General features: G+C 62.0%; 22 protein-coding genes. 13 read left to right on the plus strand and 9 right to left on the minus strand.

Features of this window, described 5'->3' with window-relative positions; all coding sequences use genetic code 11:
- Positions 1-75: 75 nt before the first annotated feature.
- The gene (locus tag HWX44_RS09750) at positions 76-2,259 is read right to left on the minus strand and encodes an NADP-dependent isocitrate dehydrogenase (RefSeq protein ID WP_175974409.1); all 2,184 of its coding nucleotides are present in this window, start codon (positions 2,257-2,259) and stop codon (positions 76-78) included.
- A 182-nt stretch (positions 2,260-2,441) separates the two neighbouring features.
- Here HWX44_RS09750 and HWX44_RS09755 point away from each other — a divergent pair, with 182 nt between their 5' ends.
- From HWX44_RS09755 to HWX44_RS09780, 6 genes are all read left to right on the plus strand, one after another.
- On the plus strand, positions 2,442-3,677 hold the full coding sequence (locus HWX44_RS09755) for an MFS transporter (RefSeq protein ID WP_175974497.1): 1,236 nt from the start codon (positions 2,442-2,444) through the stop codon (positions 3,675-3,677).
- A gap of 10 nt (positions 3,678-3,687) precedes the next feature.
- Entirely contained in the window at positions 3,688-4,587 is a 900-nt protein-coding gene (locus HWX44_RS09760; protein WP_175974410.1) for an exodeoxyribonuclease III, read from the plus strand.
- Positions 4,588-4,652: 65 nt separating this feature from the next.
- Positions 4,653-4,844 carry a hypothetical protein gene (locus HWX44_RS09765; RefSeq protein ID WP_049157254.1) on the plus strand — a complete coding sequence of 64 codons (192 nt, stop codon included), beginning with the start codon at positions 4,653-4,655 and terminating at the stop codon, positions 4,842-4,844.
- A 48-nt stretch (positions 4,845-4,892) separates the two neighbouring features.
- Entirely contained in the window at positions 4,893-5,927 is a 1,035-nt protein-coding gene (gene trpS, locus HWX44_RS09770) for a tryptophan--tRNA ligase (protein WP_070511442.1), read from the plus strand.
- 74 nt (positions 5,928-6,001) lie between these two features.
- Positions 6,002-7,084: a YhjD/YihY/BrkB family envelope integrity protein gene (locus tag HWX44_RS09775; protein WP_175974412.1), complete on the plus strand. Its 1,083-nt coding sequence runs from the start codon at positions 6,002-6,004 to the stop codon at positions 7,082-7,084.
- 7 nt (positions 7,085-7,091) lie between these two features.
- Positions 7,092-7,832: an RDD family protein gene (locus HWX44_RS09780; protein WP_175974414.1), complete on the plus strand. Its 741-nt coding sequence runs from the start codon at positions 7,092-7,094 to the stop codon at positions 7,830-7,832.
- On the opposite strand, the gene HWX44_RS09785 is transcribed toward HWX44_RS09780, so the two are convergent.
- On the minus strand, positions 7,807-9,027 hold the full coding sequence (locus HWX44_RS09785; RefSeq protein ID WP_046648367.1) for a D-alanyl-D-alanine carboxypeptidase family protein: 1,221 nt from the start codon (positions 9,025-9,027) through the stop codon (positions 7,807-7,809). The genes HWX44_RS09780 and HWX44_RS09785 overlap by 26 nt on opposite strands.
- Before the next feature lie 39 nt (positions 9,028-9,066).
- Here HWX44_RS09785 and HWX44_RS09790 point away from each other — a divergent pair, with 39 nt between their 5' ends.
- Positions 9,067-9,933 carry an adenosine deaminase gene (locus tag HWX44_RS09790; RefSeq protein WP_175974416.1) on the plus strand — a complete coding sequence of 289 codons (867 nt, stop codon included), beginning with the start codon at positions 9,067-9,069 and terminating at the stop codon, positions 9,931-9,933.
- A 3-nt stretch (positions 9,934-9,936) separates the two neighbouring features.
- Here HWX44_RS09790 and HWX44_RS09795 read toward each other — a convergent pair whose 3' ends face one another.
- Genes HWX44_RS09795 through HWX44_RS09805 form a run of 3 tightly spaced genes read right to left on the minus strand, consistent with a single transcriptional unit; the run spans position 9,937 to position 12,334 of the window.
- Complete coding sequence (locus HWX44_RS09795) at positions 9,937-11,175, minus strand: hypothetical protein (RefSeq protein ID WP_070680443.1); 1,239 nt, start codon at positions 11,173-11,175, stop codon at positions 9,937-9,939.
- An 11-nt stretch (positions 11,176-11,186) separates the two neighbouring features.
- Positions 11,187-12,050: a C40 family peptidase gene (locus HWX44_RS09800; RefSeq protein WP_175974418.1), complete on the minus strand. Its 864-nt coding sequence runs from the start codon at positions 12,048-12,050 to the stop codon at positions 11,187-11,189.
- Positions 12,050-12,334, minus strand: coding sequence for a hypothetical protein (locus tag HWX44_RS09805; RefSeq protein ID WP_046648364.1), 285 nt, complete (start codon positions 12,332-12,334; stop codon positions 12,050-12,052). Before HWX44_RS09805 ends, HWX44_RS09800 begins: the two co-directional genes overlap by 1 nt.
- A 61-nt stretch (positions 12,335-12,395) precedes the next feature.
- Here HWX44_RS09805 and upp point away from each other — a divergent pair, with 61 nt between their 5' ends.
- From upp to HWX44_RS09820, 3 genes are all read left to right on the plus strand, one after another.
- Positions 12,396-13,031 (plus strand): uracil phosphoribosyltransferase, encoded by a 636-nt coding sequence (upp, locus tag HWX44_RS09810; RefSeq protein WP_046648363.1) that lies wholly within the window; start codon positions 12,396-12,398, stop codon positions 13,029-13,031.
- A gap of 118 nt (positions 13,032-13,149) precedes the next feature.
- On the plus strand, positions 13,150-14,331 hold the full coding sequence (locus HWX44_RS09815; RefSeq protein WP_070754603.1) for a M20 family metallopeptidase: 1,182 nt from the start codon (positions 13,150-13,152) through the stop codon (positions 14,329-14,331).
- 71 nt (positions 14,332-14,402) lie between these two features.
- The gene (locus HWX44_RS09820) at positions 14,403-15,827 is read left to right on the plus strand and encodes an NAD(P)H-quinone dehydrogenase (protein WP_175974420.1); all 1,425 of its coding nucleotides are present in this window, start codon (positions 14,403-14,405) and stop codon (positions 15,825-15,827) included.
- 48 nt (positions 15,828-15,875) lie between these two features.
- Here the strand turns inward: HWX44_RS09820 and HWX44_RS09825 are convergent, their stop codons facing one another.
- The gene (locus HWX44_RS09825) at positions 15,876-16,613 is read right to left on the minus strand and encodes an Ltp family lipoprotein (RefSeq protein ID WP_070754602.1); all 738 of its coding nucleotides are present in this window, start codon (positions 16,611-16,613) and stop codon (positions 15,876-15,878) included.
- A 124-nt stretch (positions 16,614-16,737) separates the two neighbouring features.
- Positions 16,738-18,045, minus strand: coding sequence for a short-chain fatty acyl-CoA regulator family protein (locus tag HWX44_RS09830; RefSeq protein WP_175974422.1), 1,308 nt, complete (start codon positions 18,043-18,045; stop codon positions 16,738-16,740).
- A 169-nt stretch (positions 18,046-18,214) separates the two neighbouring features.
- Between HWX44_RS09830 and prpD the strand changes: the two genes are divergently transcribed.
- The 3 genes from prpD to HWX44_RS09845 are packed head-to-tail and all read left to right on the plus strand — an operon-like array spanning position 18,215 to position 21,859.
- Positions 18,215-19,726: a 2-methylcitrate dehydratase PrpD gene (gene prpD, locus HWX44_RS09835; RefSeq protein WP_102234257.1), complete on the plus strand. Its 1,512-nt coding sequence runs from the start codon at positions 18,215-18,217 to the stop codon at positions 19,724-19,726.
- Positions 19,727-20,659, plus strand: coding sequence for a methylisocitrate lyase (gene prpB / locus HWX44_RS09840; protein ID WP_046648357.1), 933 nt, complete (start codon positions 19,727-19,729; stop codon positions 20,657-20,659).
- Between the two features lie 51 nt (positions 20,660-20,710).
- Entirely contained in the window at positions 20,711-21,859 is a 1,149-nt protein-coding gene (locus tag HWX44_RS09845) for a bifunctional 2-methylcitrate synthase/citrate synthase (protein WP_175974424.1), read from the plus strand.
- Here the strand turns inward: HWX44_RS09845 and HWX44_RS09850 are convergent.
- A complete protein-coding gene (locus tag HWX44_RS09850; protein WP_175974426.1) occupies positions 21,856-24,291 on the minus strand; it encodes a hypothetical protein in 2,436 nt (811 codons plus the stop codon). The genes HWX44_RS09845 and HWX44_RS09850 overlap by 4 nt on opposite strands.
- Complete coding sequence (locus tag HWX44_RS09855) at positions 24,281-24,967, minus strand: ABC transporter ATP-binding protein (protein ID WP_175974428.1); 687 nt, start codon at positions 24,965-24,967, stop codon at positions 24,281-24,283. Before HWX44_RS09855 ends, HWX44_RS09850 begins: the two co-directional genes overlap by 11 nt.
- Between the last annotated feature and the right edge of the window lie 7 nt (positions 24,968-24,974).

Raw genomic sequence — 24,974 nt, forward strand, 5'->3', positions numbered from 1 at the left:
AGGAAAACGACGGCGCCGCGCGCTCCACTACGGAGGGGATACGCGCGGCGGTCGGAAACATGACGGGAGAAAGAGTTACTTCTTCAGGCCATCAATGATGTCGTTGAAGGCAGCAACCGGGCGCATGGTCTCGTTGAGCTTCTCCTCGTTCGGGGCGTAGTAGCCGCCGAGGTCGACGGGGGAGCCCTGGACGTCGAGAAGCGCCTGCTCAATCTCGCCTGCCTTGGCCTCGAGGGCCTCAGCAACCGGCTTGAAGGCCTCGGCCAGCTCGGCGTCGTCAGACTGTGCAGCCAGCTCCTTGGCCCAGTTAAGGGTCAGGAAGAAGTGGGAGCCGCGGTTGTCGTTCTCGCCGACCTTGCGGGACGGGGACTTGCCCTCATCCAGCAGGGTCTCGGTGGCCTTGTCCAGAGCAGCAGCCAGCACGCCAGCCTTGGCGTTGCCGTTGGTGTTGTGCTCGTGGCGGAAGGACTCAGCCAGAGCCAGGAACTCACCGAGGGAATCCCAACGCAGGTGGTTCTCCTCTTGAACCTGCTGGACGTGCTTCGGGGCGGAGCCGCCGGCACCAGTCTCGAACAGGCCGCCGCCAGCCATGAGCGGAACCACGGACAGCATCTTGGCGGAGGTGCCCAGCTCGAGGATGGGGAAGAGGTCGGTGTTGTAGTCACGCAGCACGTTACCGGTGACGGAGATGGTGTCCTCGCCCTTGCGGATGCGCTCGACGGAGATCTTGGTCGCGGTGACCGGGTCCTCGATGGAGATGTCGAGGCCCTCGGTGTCGTGATCCTGCAGGTACTTCTTGACCAGCTCGATGAGGTTGGCGTCGTGGCCGCGCTCCGGGTCGAGCCAGAAGATAGCCTTCATGCCGGACAGGCGAGCACGGTTGACAGCCAGCTTGACCCAGTCCTGGATCGGGGCGTCCTTGGTCTGGCAGGCGCGCCAGATGTCGCCGGCCTCGACGTCGTGGGAGATGAGAGCCTCGCCCTTGGAGTTGCGGACCTCGACGGTGCCCGCAGCCGGGACCTTGAAGGTCTTGTTGTGGGAGCCGTACTCCTCAGCCTTCTGTGCCATGAGGCCGACGTTCGGGACGGTACCCATGGTGGTCGGGTCGTAAGCGCCGTTAGCCTTGCAGTCCTCGATCACGGCCTGGTAGACACCGGCGTAGGAGGAATCCGGGATGACGGCGAGGGTGTCCTGCTCCTCGTCGTTCTTGTTCCACATGTGGCCGGAGGTGCGGATCATGGCCGGCATGGAGGCGTCGATAATGACGTCGGACGGAACGTGCAGGTTGGTAATGCCCTTGTGGGAGTTGACCATGGCGAGGTCCGGACCCGCGGCCAGCGCGGCGTCGAAAGCGGCCTTGATCTCAGCGCCATTCTCCAGCTTGTCCAGGCCCTCGTAGATAGCGCCCAGGCCGTTCTCGCCATTGAGGCCAGCGGCCTCGAGCTCCTCGCCGTACTTCTCAAAGACATCAGCGAAGAAAGCGCGCACGACGTGGCCGAAGATGATGGGGTCAGAAACCTTCATCATGGTGGCCTTGAGGTGAGCGGAGAAGAGAACGCCCTCTTCCTTAGCGCGGGCAACCTGCGCCTCGAGGAACTCGTCGAGTGCCTTGGCAGACATGAAGGTGCCGTCGATGACCTCGCCCTTGAGGACCGGCAGCTTCTCCAGCAGGGTCTGCTCGCCCTCGGCGGTCTTCAGGACGATGGAGAGGGTGTCCTCCTCCGGCATGATGACGGACTTCTCGTTGTGGCGGAAGTCGTTAGCGTCCATGGTGGCCACGTTGGTCTTGGAATCAGCGGACCACGCACCCATCTTGTGCGGGTTCTTCTTAGCGAAGTTCTTGACCGCAATCGGAGCACGGCGGTCGGAGTTGCCCTCACGCAGAACCGGGTTCACAGCGGAGCCCTTGACGGCGTCGTACTTCTCCTGAGCCTCTTCGTACTCCGGAAGGTCGTAGCCGTCTGCCTGCAGCTCAGCAATAGCCTTCTTCAGCTGCACCAGGGAAGCGGAGATGTTCGGCAGCTTAATGATGTTAGCTTCCGGGGTCTTGGCCAGCTCGCCGAGCTCAGCCAGGGCATCGGAGACCTTCTTGTCACCAAGGCGCTCCGGGAACTGGGCCAGGATGCGGCCGGCCAGGGAAATGTCGCGGGTTTCCACCTCGATGCCAGCGGTGGACGCGAAGGCCTCCACGACGGGCTTGAAGGAGTAGGTCGCCAGCAACGGCGCCTCGTCGGTACGGGTCCAGATAATCTTTGCCATGGTTCTCCTAAAGAAGTTGAAAACTGTTCAACCTCACAGGATACCTGTCTTATTTTCTCGCGGTGCCGGTCCCCCTGTGACTCGCACCACCAGCGGGGGAAGTCTGTGTACTTGGCACAACCTTTCCGGCTGGACTTACGAGCTCGGGAGGGGAAGTACTAAGGTCTGCCCACGTGAAACCGATGAATACCCGTATCCAACGCCGCCCCGTCCCACGCCAGACGGAAATCTCCGCGACGCGCCGCATCATCGTCATGATCGCCATGGCGCTGGGTGCTTTCGCCATCGGTACCACGGAGTTCACCTCCATGGGCCTGCTGCCGCTCATCGCGGATGATTTCGGCATTACGGAAGACACGGCGTCGGTAGTCATCTCCGTCTACGCGCTCGGTGTCGTCGTGGGCGCCCCAGTCATCGCCGCACTTACAGGCAAGCTCCCACGCCGCCGCCTCATCATCCTGCTCATCGCCTTCTTGCTCGTGGGTAACCTGCTGACAGCCCTGGCCCCGAATTACGGCGTCCTGCTGGTGGCGCGCTTCATCGCCGGTCTGCCGCATGGCGCATATTTCTCCGTAGCTAATTTGGCGGCGGCCTCGATGGCGCCGCCTGGCCGCCAAGGTTTTGCCATGTCGATGGTGGGCATGGGCCTGTCCATCGCCACCGTGATCGGCGTGCCCGCGGCCCAGGCCCTAGGCCAAGGATTGGGCTGGCATGCGGCGTACTTTTTGGTCGTGGCCATTGCGGGGCTCACGATGGTCCTGCTCTTTTTCCTCTTCCCGCACATGACGCGCATGCCGGAAACGGATATGTTCACCGAGCTCGGAGCGCTGAAAAACAGCCAGGTCCTGCTCACCGTATTCCTCGGCACCGTTGGCTTCGGCGGCATGTTCGCCGTTTATACCTACATCACGTGGACCATGACGGAGGTCGCCGGCATGGACCCGAGCCACACGTGGATTGTGCTCATGGCCTATGGCATCGGTATGACTGTCGGCAACGTCGCCGGCGGTGCGCTGGCGGACCGAAACCTGGAATTCGGCATCATCTTTGCTCTCGTCTGCATGGTCGGTGTGTCCGTGGCCTTCTACTTCCTGGCGCACAACGCATGGGCGGGCACGATTGCCTTTGGTGTCTTGGCCTTCTTCGGCTCGATTCTCGTGCCCTCCCTGCAGCTTCGCCTGGTCAACGTTGCGGGGGATGCGCAGAGCCTCGCGGCGGCCTTGAACCAGTCGGCCCTTAATATCGCCAATGCGGCGGGCGCGGCCATCGGCGGTGCGGTCGTGGGCGCTGGGTATTCCTATAATTCCACCGCGCTGGCAGGTGCAGGCCTGGCGGTGGCCGGCTGCATCACCTGGGTCGTCACTATGTGGGACAAGCGCCGCCGGGGCCCTTCCGTGAAGATTATTGAACAGAGTTAGACTGACCGGCATGAGTTTCACCATCGCCTCCGTCAACGTCAACGGCATCCGCGCGGCCTGCAAACAGCGCAATGAGAACAACCCGGGCATGAACGCGTGGTTGGAGACCACGCCGGCCGACGTCGTCCTCATGCAGGAGGTGCGCGCCAACCCCGAGCAGACCCAGAAGGCCCTGGCCCCGGCATTGGAAGCCGGATGGAACCTGGTGCAGGCCGAATCTGCCGCCAAAGGCCGCGCGGGCGTGGGCATCTTATCGAAGCATGCGCTTGGCGACGTCTCCGTGGGCTTCGGCTCCTTCGTCGAATCCGGCCGCTTCATCGCCGCCACCGTGGAAGGCGTGCGCGTGGCCTCTTTATATCTGCCCTCCGGTGACGTGGATTCGCCGAAGCAGGATGAGAAGTACCTCTTCCTGGACGAGTTTTCTTCAGTCTTGGATGAGATGGCTGCGGCCTACCCGGAGGCCGTCATTGGCGGCGACTGGAATATTTGCCACCGCGCCCAGGACTTGAAGAACAACAAGCCCAACGAGAAGAAGTCCGGCCACCTGCCGGAGGAGCGCGCTTTCATGGATCGCGTCTTTGGCTCCTTCCCGGATGCGCAGCCGCAGGAGAAGAAGGGGCTCGGGGATTGGCTCGGCGTGGTGGATTATGAGACCAAGACCGCCTGGGAGGCGGCCGCGGACCCGCAGTGGTTTGACGTCGCCAGGCGCCTGCACCCGGAGGCTGAGGGGCCCTATACCTGGTGGACCTACCGCGGCCAGGCTTTCAATAACGACGCTGGGTGGCGCATCGATTATCAAGCGGCCACGAAGTCTATGCTGGAGCGCGCGCAGCGCACGTGGGTGGAGAAGGCGCCGACGGTGGAGGAGCGCTGGTCCGATCACTCTCCTCTTCTGGTGGAGTACAAGTAGCCGAATCCAAGTAGTGGTACGATAATCCCGTCTTAACGTCCTTTTCTATTTCGCAGGAGATGCTCATGACCCGCGCAATCATCTACTTTGTCCTCGGCGCTATTCTGCTTGCCCTGGGTATCTGGTGGTGGACCATCGTCGGACCGTCCTTTGCCTTCCTTGGCCCGATCGTCCTCCAGGGTGTTGGCGGCGCGTTCATGGTGGCCGGTTTCGCCGTCATGATGGACGTTATTAGCCCGACCTCCCGCAAGATTTAACCGACGCAGCGCCGCCCCAGCGGAGGCGGCAGAGTAGAGTAGTCAACCATGACTGACTCCACTTCTGCATCGACCTCCGCTTCTCGAGTCCTCTCTGGTATTCAGCCCACGGCGGACTCCTACCACCTCGGTAACTACCTCGGTGCGCTCAAGCAGTGGATTGACCTGCAAGACTCGCACGAGGCCTTTTACTTCATCCCGGACCTGCACGCCATCACGGTGGAGCAGAACCCGGAGGAGCTGCGCCACCGCACCGTGGCGGGCGCCGCGCAGCTCATCGCATTGGGCATCGATCCGGCGAAATCGACCCTCTTCGTACAATCCCACGTCCCCGCGCACGCGGAGCTGACGTGGGTTTTGCAGTGCCTGACCGGCTTCGGTGAGGCCTCCCGCATGACCCAGTTCAAGGACAAGTCCCTCAAGCAAGGCCAGGACCGCACGTCCGTGGGACTGTTTACCTACCCCGTCCTGATGGCCGCGGATATCCTCCTGTATTCCCCGCACTATGTGCCGGTGGGGGAGGACCAGCGCCAGCACCTCGAGCTCACTCGCAACCTGGCGGAGCGCTTCAACAACAAATACGGCGAGGTCTTCCGCGTGCCAGAGGCCTTCATTCCGGAGGGCTCAGCCAAGATTTATGACCTGCAGGAGCCGACGTCCAAGATGTCGAAGTCGGGCGCAAACCCGAAGGGCATCGTGAACCTGCTCGATGCTCCTAAGACCTCCGCTAAGCGCATTAAGTCCGCGGTGACCGATGACCTCGGCGTGGTGGCCTTCGACCGCGAGAAGCAGCCCGGCGTGTCCAACCTGCTGGCTATCCAGTCTGCGCTGACCGGTGAGAGCATCCCGAACCTCGTGGACAAGTACGCGGGCCAGGGCTATGGCCACCTGAAGGTGGACACAGCAGAAGCGCTTGAGGCCTTCACCACTCCGCTGAAGGCACGCTACGACGAGCTCATGGAAGACCGCGGCGAGCTCGAGCGCATCTTGGCCCAGGGTGCCGAGCGCGCCACGGAGATCGCCTCCCCGCTCGTGGACAAGGTTTACGAGGCGGTGGGCTTCCTCCCCGCGCGCCGCGGCTGAGTTGGTTAGCATGATGAAGACTGTGTAGAGGACTCTGTAACTTATTTCTGTAATTCATAAAAAGGGGAAAGCCTGTGGCGCCAACGACTCAACCCGATGAGAAGAAGACCGATGACTACGGCATCGAGCGTGCTAATGCCGATGAGCCGGGCGCGGTAGATAAAGTCCGCGAGAAGTCCGGTTTTATCAACCACATTATGAAGATGCTGGACCGCTACGGCAGCCAGGGCGGAAACCAGTTCGCGGCCGGAATTACGTATTTCTCGGTTCTGGCTATCTTCCCCATCTTCATGCTCACGGTGGCAGCCATCGCCACCGTGTTGGCCAATCGCCCCGATCTCATGCAGCAACTGGAGGAGCAGATCGCGAACTCCGTGTCTGGCGATCTGGGGGATTCGATTACGCAGATTCTGCATACCGCGATTGAACAGCGCGGCGCGATGTACGGCATCGGTGGCCTGACCACCCTGTGGTCCGGGCTGGGCTGGATGAACAACCTGCGCATCGGCATTTCGGCGATGTGGATGCAGGATCCGACTGACGCCCCGGGCAACTTTGTGACCAAGAAGCTCAGCGACCTGCTGGGCCTCATTGGCCTGCTCGTGGCCATGGTTATCGCCTTCGGTGTGACGGCGGCGGGTTCCTCGGGCCTGACCCAGAAGATCTTCGAGTGGGTTGGCATCGAGTCCTTCCCCGGCATGGGCGCAGTGCTGGTTGTTGCCGGCATCGTGATCGGTCTTATCGCCAACTTCCTCGTCTTCTGGTGGATGGTGGCCTTCCTGCCGCGCACCAAGGTGCCCACCAAGTCGGGACTGATGGGCGCGGCCATTGGTGCGGTGCTCTTTGAGGTAATCAAGCAGCTGTCCACCGTCATCATGTCCTCCGCGGCGGGCAACCCGGCAGGCGCCGTGTTCGGTCCCGTCATTGTCCTCATGGTGGTCATGTACTTGGTCTGGCGCGTCGTCCTGTATGTCTCCGCATGGACGGCCACCACTGAAGAGTCCCTCGAGCTGCTGGTACCGCCCGTCCCAGACCAGGCTGTCATCCGCGTCCGCAACGAGATCCGCCAGGGCCCGAACCCGGGCGTAACCCTGGGCGCCGGTGCCGCCCTGGGCGCAGCCGCAGCTGGTGCCTGGGCCCTGCTGCGCCGAAAGTAGGGTGGGGATGCTACCAGCGTCTTTTGCCCCGAACCTTTACGAGCACTTCAGCCTCGATTCACGCGCGACCTCACGAGAACTGGGCGTGCAGTTGGCGGCTGCCGACGCTCACCTCGAAGGCCTCGGCTACCTCCCCGAAGCCCCAGAGCGCGAGGAGCTTGCCGTTGCCTCCCGCATTCTGTGCGAGCCCGCTTCCCGCGCAAGCTATGACCAAAAGGTCGAGTCCGGCGCCCAGCTCACGTGGGCGCAGCTGGAGGAGTACGCGAATACCGGCCGGTGGGATGAGAGCACGCACGCCCCAACGTCAACTCCGCCCCGCGATGATGCGCGGCGCGCCTCTCCCGGCAACCGCGTGCTCATGGCCGTCATTGACTACTTCCTCGCGGCCCTCGTGGTGTCCTTCATCGTCGGCTTTGGCTTTACCAACCCGGATGATAATTCGGTGTGGATCGTCAGCATCTCCAGCATCTTCACGGTGGCTTACTACATCTGTTTCGAGGTCCTCGCCGGGGCAACACCTGCGAAGATGATTGCCGGGTATACCGTGCGCGATATGACGACCCACGAGAAGCTCACCTGGCAGCAGAGCATCAGGCGCAATTGGTGGCGCGTGGCCTCCCTCGTGCCGCTCATTGGGCCGCTGATCGCCTTTTTTGGTGCCCTCTACGTGGTGACCACGATTGGGGCCAAGAACAATCTACGCGGCCAGCACGACATCATGGCTAACGCCGAAGTAGTGAAAAAGTAGCAACTACTACCACGAGGAGCGCGACGAGCCCCGCCACCATCCAGCCAATCCAGCCCTGCGAGCCTTCGAAGGACGAAGACTCCGCAGCCGCCTCCGCGCTGGCGGGCGCAGCCGGGGTGGTGGGAGCCGGGCTCGTAACCGCAGACTCCGCAGGCTCTTCCTTTCCGGCTGCGAAGTCATCTAAGTGCCCGACGCCATCGCCAGAGCGGACGTCGGAGGCTTCGTCGAGAAGCATCTGCGCCTGCTCCCAGGCGCGGAACCCATGCTCGACGGTCGTATCGAGGAGAACCGCCTGGAGGCGGCGCCCATCGCGGTTGATCGCGCCGACGAAGGTATGGTGTGCGTCCTCGGTATAGCCCGTCTTGCCGCCGATGCCATCCGGGTCGTTGAGGAACAGCCCATTGTCGTTCCACAGCTCATAGCCAGGCATGTCACCCCAGCCGGGAAACTCCACGTGCTCGGTGTCGACGATGCGCGCAAAGGTGTCGTTGGCAAAAGCCGCGCGGTAAATCAGCGAGATATCCGCCGCGGAGGTCGACATACCCGCCGCGTCCAGCCCGGAGTAGCTCGCCGCCACTGTCGAGCGCGTGCCAATCTCCTGTGCCTTCGCATTGACCTTTGCCAATGCTTCATCGTCCCCGCCAACAGCCTGCGCGAGGGCGTGTGCGGCGTCGTTGCCGGAGGCCATGAGAAGGCCCTGCAGAAGCTGCTCCACGGTGTAGATACCATCGGGGCCGAGGCCGACGGCGGAGCCCTCGATGGAGGCGTCGTCAAGCGTGGCGGTGATGCGCTGGTCGAGGGGGAGTTCCTCGATGACCACGAGCGCCAGCAGCGCCTTGATGATGGAGGCGGGGCGGTAGCGCCCATTGGGGTCCTTCATGGCGATGATTTCGCCGGTGTCCAGGTCACTGACCATCCACGCCGACGCCACCACGTCCTTATTGACCCGAAAACCGCGCGGAGCGGTCACGCCGCAGGCAGCACCCTCAACAGCGGGCAGGGGAGTGGGCGCGACTTGGCCGGGGGAGAGACGCTCGGACGTGGTCGTTGGCTCCTCAGGAACGAGGGAGTGCGGGCAAGAGTCGGTATCCGGCGCGGTGGTGCGCGTGGGCGACGTTGACTCTTCCTCCTCTGCAAATGCCGGCGGCGTCGCGGCTAAGGCGAGGGCAGTCAGGATCGCGGGGACATGTTTCATAGCGTGCTTAATCCTAGACCCCGTCCTAGGATGAACCTCATGCATGACGCACCTCTGATTAGTCCCGAAAACAAAGACTCCGGCGCCGAGATTTTCGCCGGCCTGCCCAAGGTGACGCTCTTCGCGCCGCTGCCCACGGATGCTTCGACCCCGGACGAGCTCCGCGCGGCCACGCACGCTGTTGTACAAGCGCTTGCCGACGACCACGTGGTCTACGCCGAGCTCCGCCTGCGCCCCAGCGCCTTCTCCTTTGGTGCCGCCGAGGCGCTCGCCGCCGCGCAGGAAGGACTGGACGTTCCTGGAATCGATGCCCGGATCATCGTCGAGGGCGATGCCAGCGAGGCCGCGGTAGGCGTGGCGCTGACCGAGCTGTCTGCGGCTGAGAAACTCCGCGCGGATTTCATTCCGTGGGAGCGGGATGTCGATTCTTATGAGGATGCCGTGGCCGCAGTGCAGGCGGGTGTGACGCGCTTGGTGCATGCCACCGATCTCGTCGATGACTTCAGCGCGGATCTCGACGGCGTTCGCCCAGGCAAGGCCTCTGCGTGGGTGCGGGATCGCCGCATCGCGCTGACCTTCGCGCCGCTGGAGGAGCTGCCCGCAGAGGAGTTGGCGGATCACCCTCTGCCGCTGCTGCAGCAGCTCGGCTTTACCTGCACGGTGGCGGGGGAGAAGCTCAGCGACGTCTTCTTGGCCCTGAGCGAGACCTTTGGCTACGGGCTGGAGGAGTTCTTCGACCTCACCATCAAGGCGATTGAGAACTCTTTTGCCAGCGAAGAGGACCGCCAGCGCCTCATCGAGCAGGAGATTCTGCCCGCCTATGAGGAACTGGCGGATCCGGAATTCGCGGAGGACGCTTCCGAGACAGAAGAAGAAACGGAAGAAGAGACTGAGTCCTCCGACTAGAAACTAAAAGCGGGAGAAGCGCTTCGTCAGCATCTCCTCTAGGCCCTTCCAGGACTCCGCGTGCTCGGTGTAGGGCTTGGAGGGAACGTAGCCTGCGTGCTCGGTGGAGCCGAGCATGTAGCCCAGGTAGTCCTGGAATCGCGGGTTCTGCAGCATGTAGGAGTTGATGGAGTCATCCCCGGACCAGTCGGCGGCATCAGCGCAGACCTCGTAGCAGCGACCCATCTGATCCGTATCGACCGCCTCCGGGCCCTTTTCAATGTCACGCACGATGCCGTTGAAGTTGTACTGGTTATCCGGGTGGACCGTGACTTCCAGCTCACCAGCGTTCGCCGCGGCAACGACCTCCTCCCAAGTGGAGACCTTGGCCAAGTCGTGGTCGTCATTTTCCATGATCCAGCGCACGAGCACCTTGGAGCTGGGGAAGGTAAAAATCTCGCCCCACTTGCCCAGGAACACCGGCTTGCCGTCGAGGTAGGTGCGCAGGGTGTAGACAGTCCTTTGGTCGGCGGTGATCTTTACCGGGTCGATGCCTGCGGCTGCCCACGGGGAGCTGTCATAAGGATCTGCCGATTGTGCGGCGGCCTTGCGCTCTTCTTCGGCCTTTTTGCGTGCTTCCTCCGCCGCTTCGGTGGCGGAGGAAATGCGGGTGGCGGCGCTCGTGGTTGCATCCTGGGTGAAATCAGAAGAAGGAACGACCTTGACCACCTTGTCGAGGTCTTCGATCACTGCGCGCCAGTTGCTGTGGATAACGCGGCCCACGCCGGACCACTCGCTCATGCCCTGGTCGCCGGCGTAGTGATCGGCACCGCGGGCAGGGTTGCGCAGGATGGAGTGCGAAGCGAAGAAGATGACGGTGTGCTCGGCGCCGCTGACCTCTGCCAGCGAGTGCGCAATCTCCAAGCAACGCGCGACCGTGGAGACGTTCTCGTGGCTCGGGCGGCCGGCGAGGTACTTCGGCATGCCGACGAGGTCGTACACGTGCTTCTTTTCAGGAACCACGCGGTCCGCCGCTTGGGAGTTGAACACTTCCCACTTGGGGTGATCGAGCAAGTCATGCTTCGTCCTCGACTCGAGGAAGCACAGCATCTCGGCTTCCGTTTTAAAGAGCAGGACAGACTCGTCATCACCAAGAAAGGCCTGCCACTCGGAGCCGTTCTGGCGCCACTTTGGCGCCCATAGGGTATAAAAATCGCCCTCGGAAAGGGAGAGTTGGATAGGGACAATAGCGCGGGTGTTCATGGGGAAACAGTCTACCCTGTGGGCCTCCAGAAGCCTTTGAAAGCCATCCCCATGTTGTTGGTGCGCAATGGATTGGTTTGTACGGGGCTTCCGGCCTCCACCATCTGCCCGTCGCCGGAGTACATAGCCACGTGCCCATCCCACACGATGAGGTCACCGGGTTGCAGCTCCTCCGCGCTGACCTGTCGGCCCACGGTCTGGCTTTCAGCGGTGCGTGGCAGTTCCACGCCGGCCTGTCTCCAGGCCCATTGGGTGAGTCCTGAGCAGTCGAAACTACCGTTGCCGGTTCCGCCCCAGCCATAAGGAGTCCCCACTTGGGATAGTGCTGCTTGTGCTGCGGCCTGTCCCTGCGTGGTTGCCCCGTTCTCCGCCGCCGGGGCGACGAGCGCGTGGCGCGCCGTGTTTTCTTCTTGGGGGCCGCGCACCGAAGGTTGGACCGCGCGCTGACCGATGGGAACGAGGGGAGCCGCCGCCTGCAGGAGCTCGCCGGCTAAGTGCTTCAAGCGCTGCAGTGCCTTGCCGACGTACTCCATAGCGAGAGCCTGCAAAGCTGAGCGCGCGGCGGCCTGTGCCGCCGGGTTCGGAATGAGCAGCCCCAGAGCTATAGGTAACCCGCGCTGGATTAGCTCGAAGCCCAGTCCGATGAGTTCCCTGACGGCCGCTGAAATCAGCCCGCGCGCGGAATTCAGAGCGGAGCGGGCCGTGGAAAGATCCTCCGTGGCTTGGCGGGCGGTGTCCAACAGCGTTCGCGGATCACCGTGCGCTATCTCCGCGAGGGGTCCCGCGGCAGTGAGATCGGGCACAGTGGGCAGGGAGACGTCGGGAAGCTGCGCCGGCTGCATCCGCGCAATCTGAGCTATCGCTGATTCCAACATCACAGACCTCCACACGCGCTCGCGAGGGCACTATCGGTCTCCTCGGCTTCCCGCGCCATGCGGAAGCTGGACTCTGCCACCGCCCCGGCATCGGCCCTGACCTGGGCAAGGCGTGCTGTGAGATTCTCCATGGCGGCGTTGAACGCACTGCTAAAGCCGTCCACGACCGGCTCTATCGGTAGCTCGGGAGAAGGAGCGGGAGAGGCCTGAGAGACAGCGGCAAGTTCGTGGGCTAAGCGGCGAGTGTGTTCAGTATCAATGGTGAAAGTATCGAAGCTAGTCATGCCTTATTAGACTTCACCGCCCGCTGATCGGTTCCCGACCAATTCTTATACAGTGAAGGACATGGATATCCACGTAGTAGACCACCCCCTCGCCACATCCCGGCTGACCCTCATGCGCGATGCCCGCAGCGACAATGCCGCCTTCCGCGCTGCCTTGCGAGATCTGGGCACGATGCTTGTTTATGAGGCGGCGCGCGACCTGCCCGTTGAGCACTTTGAGTGCGTCACACCCGTCGCCACGGCCGACGGTACTCGCCTGCAGGACCCTCCGATCATCGTGCCCATTATCCGCGCTGGCCTGGGCATGATTGATCCGGCACTGTCCATGATCCCGGATGCCCAAGTGGGCTTCATTGGCATGGCACGCGATGAAGAAACCCACGAGCCGGTGCCTTACCTGGAAGCTCTGCCGGAGGATCTCAGCGGTCGGAGTGTCTTCGTGGTTGATCCGATGCTCGCCACGGGTGGTTCCCTCCTGCACTCCCTGAAGCTCCTGGCAGATCGCGGCGCTACCGACATCACGGCAATCTGCATGGTCTCCGCGCAGCCGGGCGTTGATGCACTGGCCAACTCGGGGCTGCCAGTTCGCTTGGTCACCGCAGCGATTGATCCCTCCCTCAACGAGGACGCCTACATCGTCCCGGGCCTTGGCGATGCCGGCGATCGCCTCTACGGTCCCCGCAATATCGACCTGTAGCGAAACCATCGGTCGGGGCAGACCGCTCAGTATATCTGGCGTGTGACCTGCCCGACTAACTGAACCGCATGGTCTAGTTGTAGACTCTTCCCAATAGGAAACCACGGAGGAGGAAGCAGTGATCTCGGACTACGTCAGTGAGTGGTTCAGCAACCACCGCGCGGAGGTCATCGCGTGGCGCCGCCATATCCACCGCCACCCGGAGACCTCCAATAACGAGGTGGAAACCACCCGCTTCTTGTCCCGCACCCTGCGCGAGTACGGCTTGGAGCCGCAGCTTTTCCCCGAAACCGGCCTCATGGTGGACATTGGTCCCGATACGGAACTCGGGCGCCTGGCCTTCCGCGCCGACATCGACGCGCTTCCCGTCACTGAGGTCACCGGCCTCGAATACACCTCCGAGGTGCCCGGCGTCATGCATGCGTGTGGGCACGACATGCACACCACCATCGCCCTTGCTACGGCCTGCGCCTTGGCGGACCTCAACCGCGAGCATCCGCTGGATTTCGGTGTTCGCGTTATCTTCCAGCCCGCTGAAGAGGTGTGGGTGGGCGGTGCCACCGACGTTATCGAGTGGGGCGCGCTCGAAGGTGTGAACTCCATCTTCGCCGTCCACGTGGAACCGAAGCTGCGCGTCGGGCGCATCGGCGTCCGCGCCGGGGCGATCACCTCGGCCACCGATGTCGTGGAAATCAACGTCTCCGGCCCGGGCGGGCACACCTCGCGCCCGCACTTGTCGGCAGACGTCGTCTATGCCCTGGGCAAGCTGCTGACGGACCTGCCGGGCTTGCTCTCGCGCCGCGTCGATCCGCGCACCGGCACCGTTTTGGTGTTTGGCCAGGTGAATTCGGGTTATGCCCCGAACGCGATACCCGAGACCGGTTCTGTATCCGGCACGATGCGCACGGCGGACATTGGCATTTGGCGCGACATGCAGCAGCTCTTCTCCGAGCTCGTCGAGCAGGTGCTAGCGCCCTTGGGCGTGGAACATGAGTTGGTCTATCACCGTGGGGTTCCGCCCGTGCTTAACGACGACGTCTCTACCGCCCTCCTCGCCAGCGCTGCCCAGGCAATCGACCCGCAAGCCGTGGTCCAGGCGCCGCAGTCCTCGGGCGGCGAGGATTTCTCCTGGTACCTAGAGAAGGTTCCCGGCTCCATGGCCCGTTTGGGCTGCTGGTCTGGTGAAGGAGAGCAGCATGATCTCCACATGGGGGATTTGGCGCCTGATGAGCGGGCCATCGGCGTGGGTGTCAAACTCTTTGGTTCCGTAGCAGAACAGTTCGCCAACGTGGAGGATTAAGCGCCTAAGCACTACACTGTGACAAGGATTTCCCAGAGTTCTTATAGGCAGAATTTTAAAAAGGAGCGACAGTGTCACAGGAAGCCCCCCGCATCGTAATTATCGGCGGTGGCCCCGCAGGCTACGAGGCTGCGACCGCCGGCGCCAAGTACGGCGCGCACATTACGTTGGTTGAGGAACAGGGCCCGGGTGGCTCCTCCGTTCTCTTGGACTGCGTGCCCTCGAAGTCTTTCATCGCTGGCGCCAACATTCGCACCGACTTCCGCCGCGCGGATGATATGGGCCTGAACCACCAGCTCGGCTCGCTGCAGCTGAGCCTGGAGGCCCTCAACGGCCGTGTGCAGGCGCTGGCTGCTAACCAGTCCCGTGACGTCCGTGCGGGCCTAGAGAAGATCGGCGTCAAGGTCATCGATGGGCGCGCTGCCTTCTCCGAGGATCAGCACGGTGTGAAGGGGGCAGCGCACAAGATCGATGTCACCCACACTGATGGCACCACTGAGACCCTCGACGCGGACCTCGTCCTCGTTGCTACCGGTGCCACCCCGCGCATTCTGCCGGGCGCGCAGCCGGACGGCGAGCGCATCCTCACCTGGCAGCAGGTCTATGACCTCAAGGAGGAGCCGGAGCACCTCATCGTGGTCGGCTCCGGTGTGACTGGTGCGGAGTTCGTGTCCGCCTTCGCGGAGATGGGCGTGCGCGTGACCATGGTGGCGTCCCGCGACCGCATTCTGCCGCACGACGACGCCGACGCTGCCGACGTCCTCGAGACCGTCCTGGCTGAGCGCGGCGTGGAGCTGGAAAAGAACTGCCGCGTGGAGACCGTCTCCCGCACAGAAGACGGCAACGTCGTGGTCAAGACTCAGGATGGCCGCGAGATCCACGGTTCCCACGTCATCATGTCCATTGGTTCCATCCCGAACACCAAAAACCTCGGCTTGGAGCACGTTGGTGTGGCCACCACGCCGTCCGGCCACATTGAGGTTGACCGTGTCTCCCGCACCAACGTCGCCGGCATCTATGCCGCCGGTGATTGCTCCGATCTGTTCCCGCTGGCTTCCGTTGCGGCAATGCAGGGCCGCATCGCCATGTACCACTCCCTGGGTGAGGGTGTGTCCCCGCTGCGCTTGAAGACCGTGGCAACCGCCGTGTTTACCCGCCCAGAGATCGCTGCCGTGGGCTTCACCCAGGCAGAGATTGAGGCCGGTGAGGTCGCTGCCCGCACCGTCATGATGCCGCTGAACACCAACCCACGTGCCAAGATGCGCTCCCTGCAGCATGGCTTCGTTAAGCTCTTCTGCCGCGCTACCTCCGGCCGTGTCATCGGCGGCGTCATCGTCGCTCCGACTGCGTCCGAGCTCATCCTGCCCATCGCCGTGGCGGTGACCAACCAGCTCACGGTGAACCAGCTGGCGGATTCCTTCGCGGTCTACCCGTCGCTGTCTGGCACGATCACGGAGGCGGCCCGCCGCCTTGTCGCCCACGACGACCTTGAATAGCGACCGCGAGTAAATCAGACCCGGCTCTGGTTTAGCTTCGGCTCGGATTTATAAGCCCAGTGTGCTCACGGCATGCTGGGCTTCTTCCATGGTGAACTTCTCGCCGTACTCGCTGGTGAGCTGATCGAGCAGCGCCGGGCCGGACATCGGCATCATCTCCTGGTAGTTTTCCGCTGCCTCGACGGCTTCGGCCATCCAATCAGCATTTACCGTGTCCACGGCGTACTGTGCCTGTTCCGGTGTGAACCTCTCTCCGTACTCGGACGTCAGCTGGTCATAGAGCTTGGCCTTGGAAAAAGCGGCGAAGTCCACGTAGTGTTCGGCGGACTCGAGAGCCTCGGCATTCCAATCCACATCGAGCTGATCCATGGCGTACTGCGCCGCCTCCGGGGAGAATTGCGAGCCGTATTCGCTCGTGAGCTGGTCATAGAGCTTAGCCTCAGAGAAGGCAGAAAAGTCCACATAGCGCTTCGCCGCGCGCAGAGCATTCTTGTGCTCTGTGGGCACGGCGTTGTCATCGCTGCCGGTATCGCCTGCGGCGGATTCCACGTCAGCTGCGGCGTTGTTGATATCGACGGCCGTGATACTCGTGCTTGGCTCCGATGCTGCGGTGTTGGTCGGGTCATCGCCGTCAGAACCCGCATTGAGGGCGGCGCTGCCGAGCACCAATACCGCGATTGCACCCGCGCCCCACTTGAGGCAGCCGCCTTTCTTCTTTTTCTTCGGTGCTGCCTGCTCTGGGGTTGGCTCCGGGGAGAACTGGGGAGCTGCATAAGGGTTGGACATGAGAGAGAACCTCCTGCGTAGGTGAGTGAAGAGAACTCGGCGTGGTGCCGAACAAGGTTCATCATGGCAGGCGCTGCGGACATGGCCGTGGCGGGTTCGAATGCGTAAGCGAAAGGTATGAAAACTACGAGGTGGCGTAAGCCGTCACCGGCGTGGCATTGAGGTCGAGGCTGACGGGCCGGCCCGCCTGCGGGAAGGCGCGCTGCGGGCACGCCGGGCGCGGGCAGGCGGCGCAGCCGGGGCCGATGGGGGTCGCCTCGGAAGGGGAGAGGTTGAGCGCGTCCGCGTAGACCACGCGATCCGCTTGTGCGATATCGCAGCCTAAACCCACGACGAATTCCTTGCGTGGCGTGCCCCAGGCCTGGGCCTGGCCTTGGACGAAGCGCGCAATCCACAGGTAGGTGTGGTCGTCGGGCATCGAGGCCACCTGGCGCGTGATGCGGTTGGGCGTTTCAAACGCGCGGTGCACCACCCACAATGGGCAGGAGCCGCCGCTGCGGGCGAAGTGGAAAGCGGTGGAGGACTGGCGCTTGGAGATATTGCCCGCGCGGTCGGTGCGGATGAAGGAGAAGGGAACACCTTGGAGGCCGGGTCGCTGTAACGTCGCCAAGCGCTGCGCGGTGGTTTCGAAACCAGTGCCAAAGGCCGTCGCGATGACGTCGATGTCATAGCGCGTTTCCTCCGCGGTGGCGAGGAACTGGGTATAAGGCATGGTCACGGCGGCGGCAAAGTACTGCGCGAGGCCCAGAGTGCCAATAGTCTGCGCTTCCTCGCCGGGTAATTCGGCGACGAGTTCCGCGCAGTGCTCCGGGTAGGCCAGCAGGCAGTACTGGAGCGCCATCTCAAAAACCAGCTGGGATTCCGTAAGGCCCGCGCGCAGGTGCAGCTCCCGGTTATGGAAGGTGCGTCGGCGCGGGGACGAGGAGGAAAATCGCGTCGTTACACCGAACTCGTCTTGCAGGACGGAAGCCAAGCGCCCGCGGCGCAGAACTCGGTCCCCGAGCGAATCGGAAAGCTCCTCGGCGGCGATGTCGAGACTGTGGACGTAGTTGTGCGCGTCGTAAAAGAAGTCGCGTACCGCTTCGAAAGGGCCGGGTTCGGCGGGGGTGTGCGCGGCGGCGTCGACAAGCCGGGGCAGAAGGTCGGGGAAGCGCCCGCTGGGGTCAGTAAGGGGGGCTTCGGAGGCTTCAGGGAAGAGTTGGCGCAGCGCGGCGAGCGCACGCAGGTCACGGGCCCCAGCGAAGTAGGTGGCATCAATGCCGAAGCGTTGGGTCAGCTGCATGAGGACGGTGACGGTGAGGGGGCGCTGGTCATTTTCCAACTGATTGAGATAGCTGGTGGATAGCCCCAGCTGCTTCGCCATGGCGGCTTGCGTGAGGTGGCGTTCCTTGCGTAATGCGTGGATTCTCGCCCCCGCGTAGTGCTTGGTCACCGTCTGTTTCCTCCTAAAAAGCCTTCCTGCCTGGGGATTCCACAAGTTTTGCAAGTAACGCAAATCCCTGCAACAGATAGTCACAGTTTACACATGTGGCAGGGCGCACGGGCTGAGGTTAGTGTGATGCCTATCGCAATCGTTGTTCTTGTTCAGGAGGAGAACCCCTTTGATTAACCACGAAGTACGTACCCACAAGTCCGCCGAGAACTTCCCCATCGAAGAGCACCTCGCCTACAAGATCGCCAAGGTAGCCGCCGATCCCGTCGAGGTTCCGGCCGAGACCACCGAGATGATCATCAACCGCATCATCGATAACGCTTCCGTGGCCGTCGCTTCCGCAACGCGCCGCCCGGTTACCTCCGCCCGCGTTATTGCGCAGGCCCACCCGGTGCAGGAAGGCGGCGCCACCATCTTCGGCGTGGACGGCGCATACTCCGCCGAGTGGGCAGCCCTAGCCAACGGCACTGCCGTGCGCGAGCTGGACTACCACGACACCTTCCTCGCCGCCGATTACTCCCACCCGGGCGATAACATCCCGCCGATTCTGGCCGTGGCACAGCACAAGGGCCTGACCGGCAAGGACCTCATCCGCGGCCTGGCTACCGGCTATGAAATCCAGGTCAACCTGGTTAAGGGCATCTGCCTCCACGAGTGGAAGATCGACCACGTGGCGCACCTCGGCCCCTCCGTCGCCGCGGGCCTCGGCACCATGCTGAAACTCGACGTCGAGACCATCTACCAGGCCATCGGCCAGGCGCTACACACCACCACCGCTACCCGCCAGTCCCGCAAGGGTCTCATTTCCTCTTGGAAGGCTTATGCACCGGCCTTTGCCGGCAAGATGGGCATCGAAGCAGTAGACCGCTCCATGCGCGGCGAGGGCGCCCCAGCCCCGATTTGGGAAGGCGAGGACGGCTTCATTGCCTGGATGCTCCACTCCCCGGAGCGCACCTACACCGTCCCCCTTCCGGGGGACGGGGAGCCCAAGCGCGCCATCCTGGACACCTACACCAAGGAGCACTCCGCGGAGTACCAGGCGCAGGCCCCGATCGATATGGCCTTTGCACTTAAGAAGACGCTCGCGGAGAAGGGACTGAAGACCGAGGACATCGAGTCCATCGTCCTGCACACCTCGCACCACACCCACTACGTCATCGGTACCGGCGCCAACGACCCGCAGAAGATGGACCCGAACGCCTCCCGCGAGACTTTGGATCACTCCATCATGTACATCTTCGCCGTGGCACTGCAGGACGGCGAGTGGGACTACGAGACCTCCTACTCCGATGAGCGCAAGCACCGCCAGGACACCATCGACCTGTGGCACAAGATCTCCACCGTCGAGGACCCGGAGTGGACCCGCCGCTACCACTCCAACGACCTGGATGAGAAGGCTTTCGGCGGCAAGGCCGTCATCACCTTCAAGGACGGCACCGTGATTGAGGATGAGCGCGCGGTGGCCGACGCCCACCCGCTCGGCGCTCGCCCCTTCGGCCGCGAGGAGTACATCAACAAGTTCAAGAAGCTGGCTGCCGGCAAGGTCTCGGAGGAGGAGCAGGAGCGCTTCCTCGCTGCCGCCCAGAACCTGGAGAACCTCACCGACCTCAACGAGCTCAACGTTCGCCTCACCGACGAGGCCATCGCTACCGCACCCGAGACCCCGAAGGGACTGTTCTAAATGGCTGGCCTATTTGGCTCCACTATCAGCAATGCCGACAAGCGCAAGAGCTTCCGCGAGGCGCTGAACGCACCGGAAATCACCACGCTGCCGGGCGCTTTCAATCCTTTGACCGCGCGGCTCATCCAGGACATCGGCGGCTTCGGCGGCGTCTACGTCTCCGGCGCGGTGCTGGCCAATGACTTGGGCCTGCCGGATATTGGCCTGACCACGCTCACGGAGGTAGCGCAGCGCGCCGGGCACATCGCCCGCGCCACGGACCTGCCGGTGCTTGTCGACGCCGACACCGGCTTCGGCGAACCGATGTCCGCCGCCCGCACGGTTGCCGCGCTGGAGGACGCCGGCCTGGCCGGCTGCCACCTGGAAGACCAGGTCAACCCGAAACGCTGTGGTCACCTCGATGGCAAGGAAGTGGTGCCGACGGATCTCATGGTTCGCCGCATTACCGCCGCCGTCAACGAGCGCCGCGATGAGAATTTCATCATCTGTGCCCGCACCGATGCCGCCGGCATCCACGGCATCGATGAGGCCATCGAGCGCGCCAAGGCCTACGCCGACGCCGGCGCGGACCTCATCTTCACCGAGGCCCTCTACTCGCCGGAGGACTTCGAAAAGTTCCGCGCCGCCGTGGACACCCCGCTGCTGGCCAACATGACGGAGTTCGGCAAGACCGAGCTGCTTTCCGCCAAGCGCATCGAAGGCTTGGGCTATAACGCCGTCATCTGGCCGGTATCCACCCTGCGCGTGGCCATGGGTGCTACCGAAGAATTCCTCCGCGACATGCAGGAAACCGGCCTGCAATCCGAGGAATGGCTCGACCGCATGCAGCACCGCTCCCGCCTGTATGAGCTGGTGCGCTACGACGAGTACAACGCCTTCGACCAGAGCGTGTTCACCTACTCCAAGGACAGCTACAAGCCCACCTTTGACTAAACCCCACGGCCTAGAACTCAATCTAGACCCCTATAAAAGGAGAAAAACACCATGTCTGAAACCCCAGAGATCCGCAAGGGCCTGTACGGCGTTGTCGTCGACGAGACCGCCGTGTCCAAGGTTGTCCCGGAGACCAACTCCCTGACCTACCGTGGCTACCCGGTGCAGGAGCTGGCCCGCTACTGCTCCTTCGAGGAGGTTGCTTACCTGCTGTGGAACGGCGAGCTGCCGACCCAGGATGAGCTGGTCCGCTTCTCCGCTCGTGAGAAGGCGCTGCGCCACCTGGACCGCCACCTCATTGACCTGATTACTTCTATGCCGAAGTCCTGCCACCCGATGGACGTGCTGCGTACCGCAGTTTCCTTCATCGGCTCCCAGGATCCGGAGGAGTACACCAAGGACTCCGAGCACATCCGCCGTACCGCGCTGGAGCTTATGGCGAAGCTGCCGACCATCGTCGCACTCGACATCCGCCGTCGCCGCGGTGAGGGCTACATCGAGCCTTCCCGCAAGAAGGGCTTTGCGGAAAACTTCCTGTGGATGGTCTTCGGTGAGGAGGAAGGCTCGCCGGCCCTCTCGCGCTCCGATATCGAGGCCTTTGATAAGTCCCTCATCCTCTACGCGGAGCACTCTTTCAATGCTTCCACCTTCGCGGCCCGCGTGGTGACCTCGACGATGTCCGATACCTACTCCGCTGTTACCGCCGCCATCGGCGCTCTCAAGGGCCCGCTGCACGGTGGCGCTAACGAGGCCGTGATGAAGAACTTCCTTGAAGTCGGTGACCCGGCCAAGGCAGAGGAGTGGACCCTGAACAAGCTCAATAACAAGGAGCTCGTCATGGGCTTCGGCCACCGCGTCTACAAGAACGGTGACTCCCGTGTGCCGACCATGGAGGCTGCCTTCCGCGAGCTGGCCAAGGACCACGGCCAGGAGCAGTGGGTGGAGATGTACGAAAACATGGCGAAGACCATGTACGAGAACACCTCCATTAAGATTCAGCCGAACCTGGACTTCCCGGCTGGCCCTGCGTACCACATCCTGGGCTTCGACATCGAGTTCTTCACCCCGATCTTCGTGATGGCCCGCATCACCGGCTGGACCGCGCACATCGTGGAGCAGAACGAGAACAACTCCCTCATCCGCCCACTGTCTGCCTACAACGGCAAGGAGCAGCGCTCCGTTCCGCCGAAGCAGATCTAATTAGCGGTTGCGCTTGACGACGGGCGCTGCACGTGGCGAAGGCATGTCATGCCGACGCCACATGCAGCGCCTAATGCTATTGCGCCCACAGCAACAAGAAGAGCCTTCCAATCGATGGCAAAGGTGAGGCCATCTCCCATTGCGTAGACCATTCCGGCAAGTGGGAGGATTCCAGCGAGACAGCCAGTAATGATCGCGGCACATGCCAGTGTGACTGTCGTGAGCACAACGATTCTTAGGTGCCAGGAGGAATCGAGGCCTAGTACTTTGAAGGTGATCTCGATTGCCTCGGTAGCCCGAGCGAGCTGCCGCGAGAAAACAAAGGTTACAGCTAACGCGCTGAGCAGCGCGGCTGCCAAGCTGATATAGAATGCCCGCGGTGTCGAAGAGGTTTGAACCAGCGGCAGTAAAACGAGCTCGTGGGGGATATGGGCTTGTGCAGCGCTATCGAGAAAGCGCTTTTCTTGGTCTTCCTGGAGCCCCGTAAAGACCCATTGTGTACTACCTGCCGGTGTATCTAGTTTTTGCGCCGTGGATGCGAGGATAAATCCTCCAGCTAGCTTCTCCCAGTGTGGCCCGAAGGCCATACTCAGCGCTGAAAGTGATGCGGGGTCTGAACTCTTGCTCGTGTTGATTGAAACGTGGTCTTGGTTGATGAATCTGTGATCGCGGACTAAAGCTCCAGTCTTGAGGACTTCTTTTTCCGAGGCAGTAAGCTCTCGATCTAAGAGTTGCTCTACGTCATGAACGGATTCGACGCTCAGTACGCCAAAAGTCCCCGACATCTCCGCGGGCATGTCCAGCGTGGCTTGGACATAAGAAACACGAACTGGGGCGGGCACGCCCAACACAGTGGCTACGTGCTGAACGGATTCAGCACGCGTGGAAAGCCCGTCATCTGTCTTCTCTAAAATGTGTGCCTGGTTTGGGGCGATCGTTGACGTCAAACTGTCATTCTCACTGGCTGTGAAGCTGGCTGACATCGAACTGCTAAACACTGCGGTTCCCATGCACAGGACCAACAACGTCAGACCCGTGCCAATAAGCTGCCGGTGCTTCTCTGCAAATCTCAGGGCCACGCCCGCTGGAGTGTAGGGCCGGCTGGTTCGCGGACAGCGTGCGAGAAGAAGAGAAAAGACGATGCACAATGCCACGGTTGGCAATGGCGCCCAGGTTTCGAACACGTCTGGCCCCAGCAGTGCTGAAGCGACCGTAAAGAGTGCGGCCACAAGGACAATAGCAATAGCACTCCAACGCAAAAATGATGCCGATAGGGCCGGCAGCGGGATGTCTTTCCAGAACGGATGCGGCTGGGTCGACGGTGCGGTGGCAACACCGCCAATCAGGAGTGCTGCTAGCGAGCTAGCGAGAAGAAGCACTAACCATTTCCACGGAATGAGGACTCCAGGATCAGGCAACCCTGCAAGTCCCGAAATGAAAGGGCGCACGCATTGCGCCAGGCCTGCACCTACAACGAGGCCTAAGACGGAGTACACCAGGGCTGAACGAAGCAGGGTGGATGTGCTGGACTTCCACAACAGGAAGGGCGAGATTCCTAGCTCGAAAAACCGCTGGCTCAACGGGCTAAGTACGTGGTAGGTAACTCGCCACAGGAACAAGATCAATGCACATGGGATGACAACGGCAAACAAGCCGAAGAAGAAGGAATAGCTATCGGCGAATCCTGAAGGCGGCGTTGCGAGCAAGCTTTCTCGGGTGAGGAGCGAGGTCGAGAAGGCGTCGTCAAGCGCGGCGTGATCGACGAGGTCTGCATCCCCGATCTGACTCCTAATGAACTCGGTGAGGGCTGCAGGAGTCTTTCCTTCGGAACCGAAAACAATCGGCCGGACCGAAGCGGAGGTCATGGAATAAGCGTCGGCGTCGATGGTGTTCCATGTTCCCGATGCGCCGTACACCGCTTTCTCCTGGCTGTGAAAGGAATTCGATACAACGCCAACGATGCGGAGCGGTAGAGTGCCGTTGAATGCAGTTGTGTGTTCTCCGACGTTGAGGTTCACGTCCTCGGTGACTACTACCTCGCCAGGATCGCTAGGCCACTGGCCCTGAACCAATGCCAACCCAAAATCGGGAGCTTGCTCTCCCCAGTGAGACTCCTTGTAGACAAGGGAAGTGGAAGGATTGCTATCGATATAGAGATCGTAAGTCTCGAGTTGGGTAGTAAAGCCCCTCTCTGGGGAATCAAGTTGCGGCAGCGTCTGTTCAACTACGCCCGCCCGCGTGTATACAGGCACGTCCACCCGCACGGCGTTGTTTCCCAATTCTGACTGCGCCTTCTGCTGCGGGGACAATGTCATGAAGAGATCAGCCGATACAGCAAATGCGAATAATCCTAAGCACACTGCGATTGCTGCTGCGCCGAAACGATACCGTTTCGACGAATGCACGACTTTCGTGATTAGTTCATTGAGCATGTGGGGCTGCTTTCCCAAGCTGGCCGTCGATCAGCGTGTAGGTCGTGCCGCAATAGTCCAACATGATGGGGTCGTGGCTGGTCGCTATCACGGTTGTGCCGGTTGATGCGAGCTTTTTGAATAGTTGAAAAATGCCGTGCGAGTTTTCAGAATCGAGCGCAGCAGACGGCTCATCAGCCAAGAGAATTCGCCGGTTTCCAGACAGTGCTCGGGCGATTCCTACTCTTTGGCACTGGCCGCGCGACATCTCTGCGGGAAATCGTTGAGCGAGTTCTGCAAGTCCTACTTGGGCTAATGCCTCGGAAGCCTTATCGTGCGCCGTCGTCTCATCGACACCCGCTGCGGCAAGCACAAGCATGACATTTTCGAGCGCGGTGAGTTCATTCATCAACAGGTCGTCTTGATGGACGAAGCCGATTTTGTTGCGGCGTAAGGCAAGTAGTTCCTTGGGAGCAGCGGTGGATACACAGGTATCGAAGACCGTGATTGAGCCTTCATCGATAGGTAGAAGACCTGCAACCGCGCGCAGGAGAGTGGTTTTACCGGAGCCGCTCTTTCCCGAAATACCGAGAAACTCACCTTCATCAGCTTCTAGACTTGCGCCCTTGAGAACATGCGTGCGCTGGGCGCCTTCGCCTAAATATTTGTGGACCCTAGATATGGTGACTGTATTCATGAGCTCT

Source organism: Corynebacterium sp. Marseille-Q2823 (genome assembly GCF_903645345.1).
GTDB lineage: Bacteria > Actinomycetota > Actinomycetes > Mycobacteriales > Mycobacteriaceae > Corynebacterium > Corynebacterium hiratae.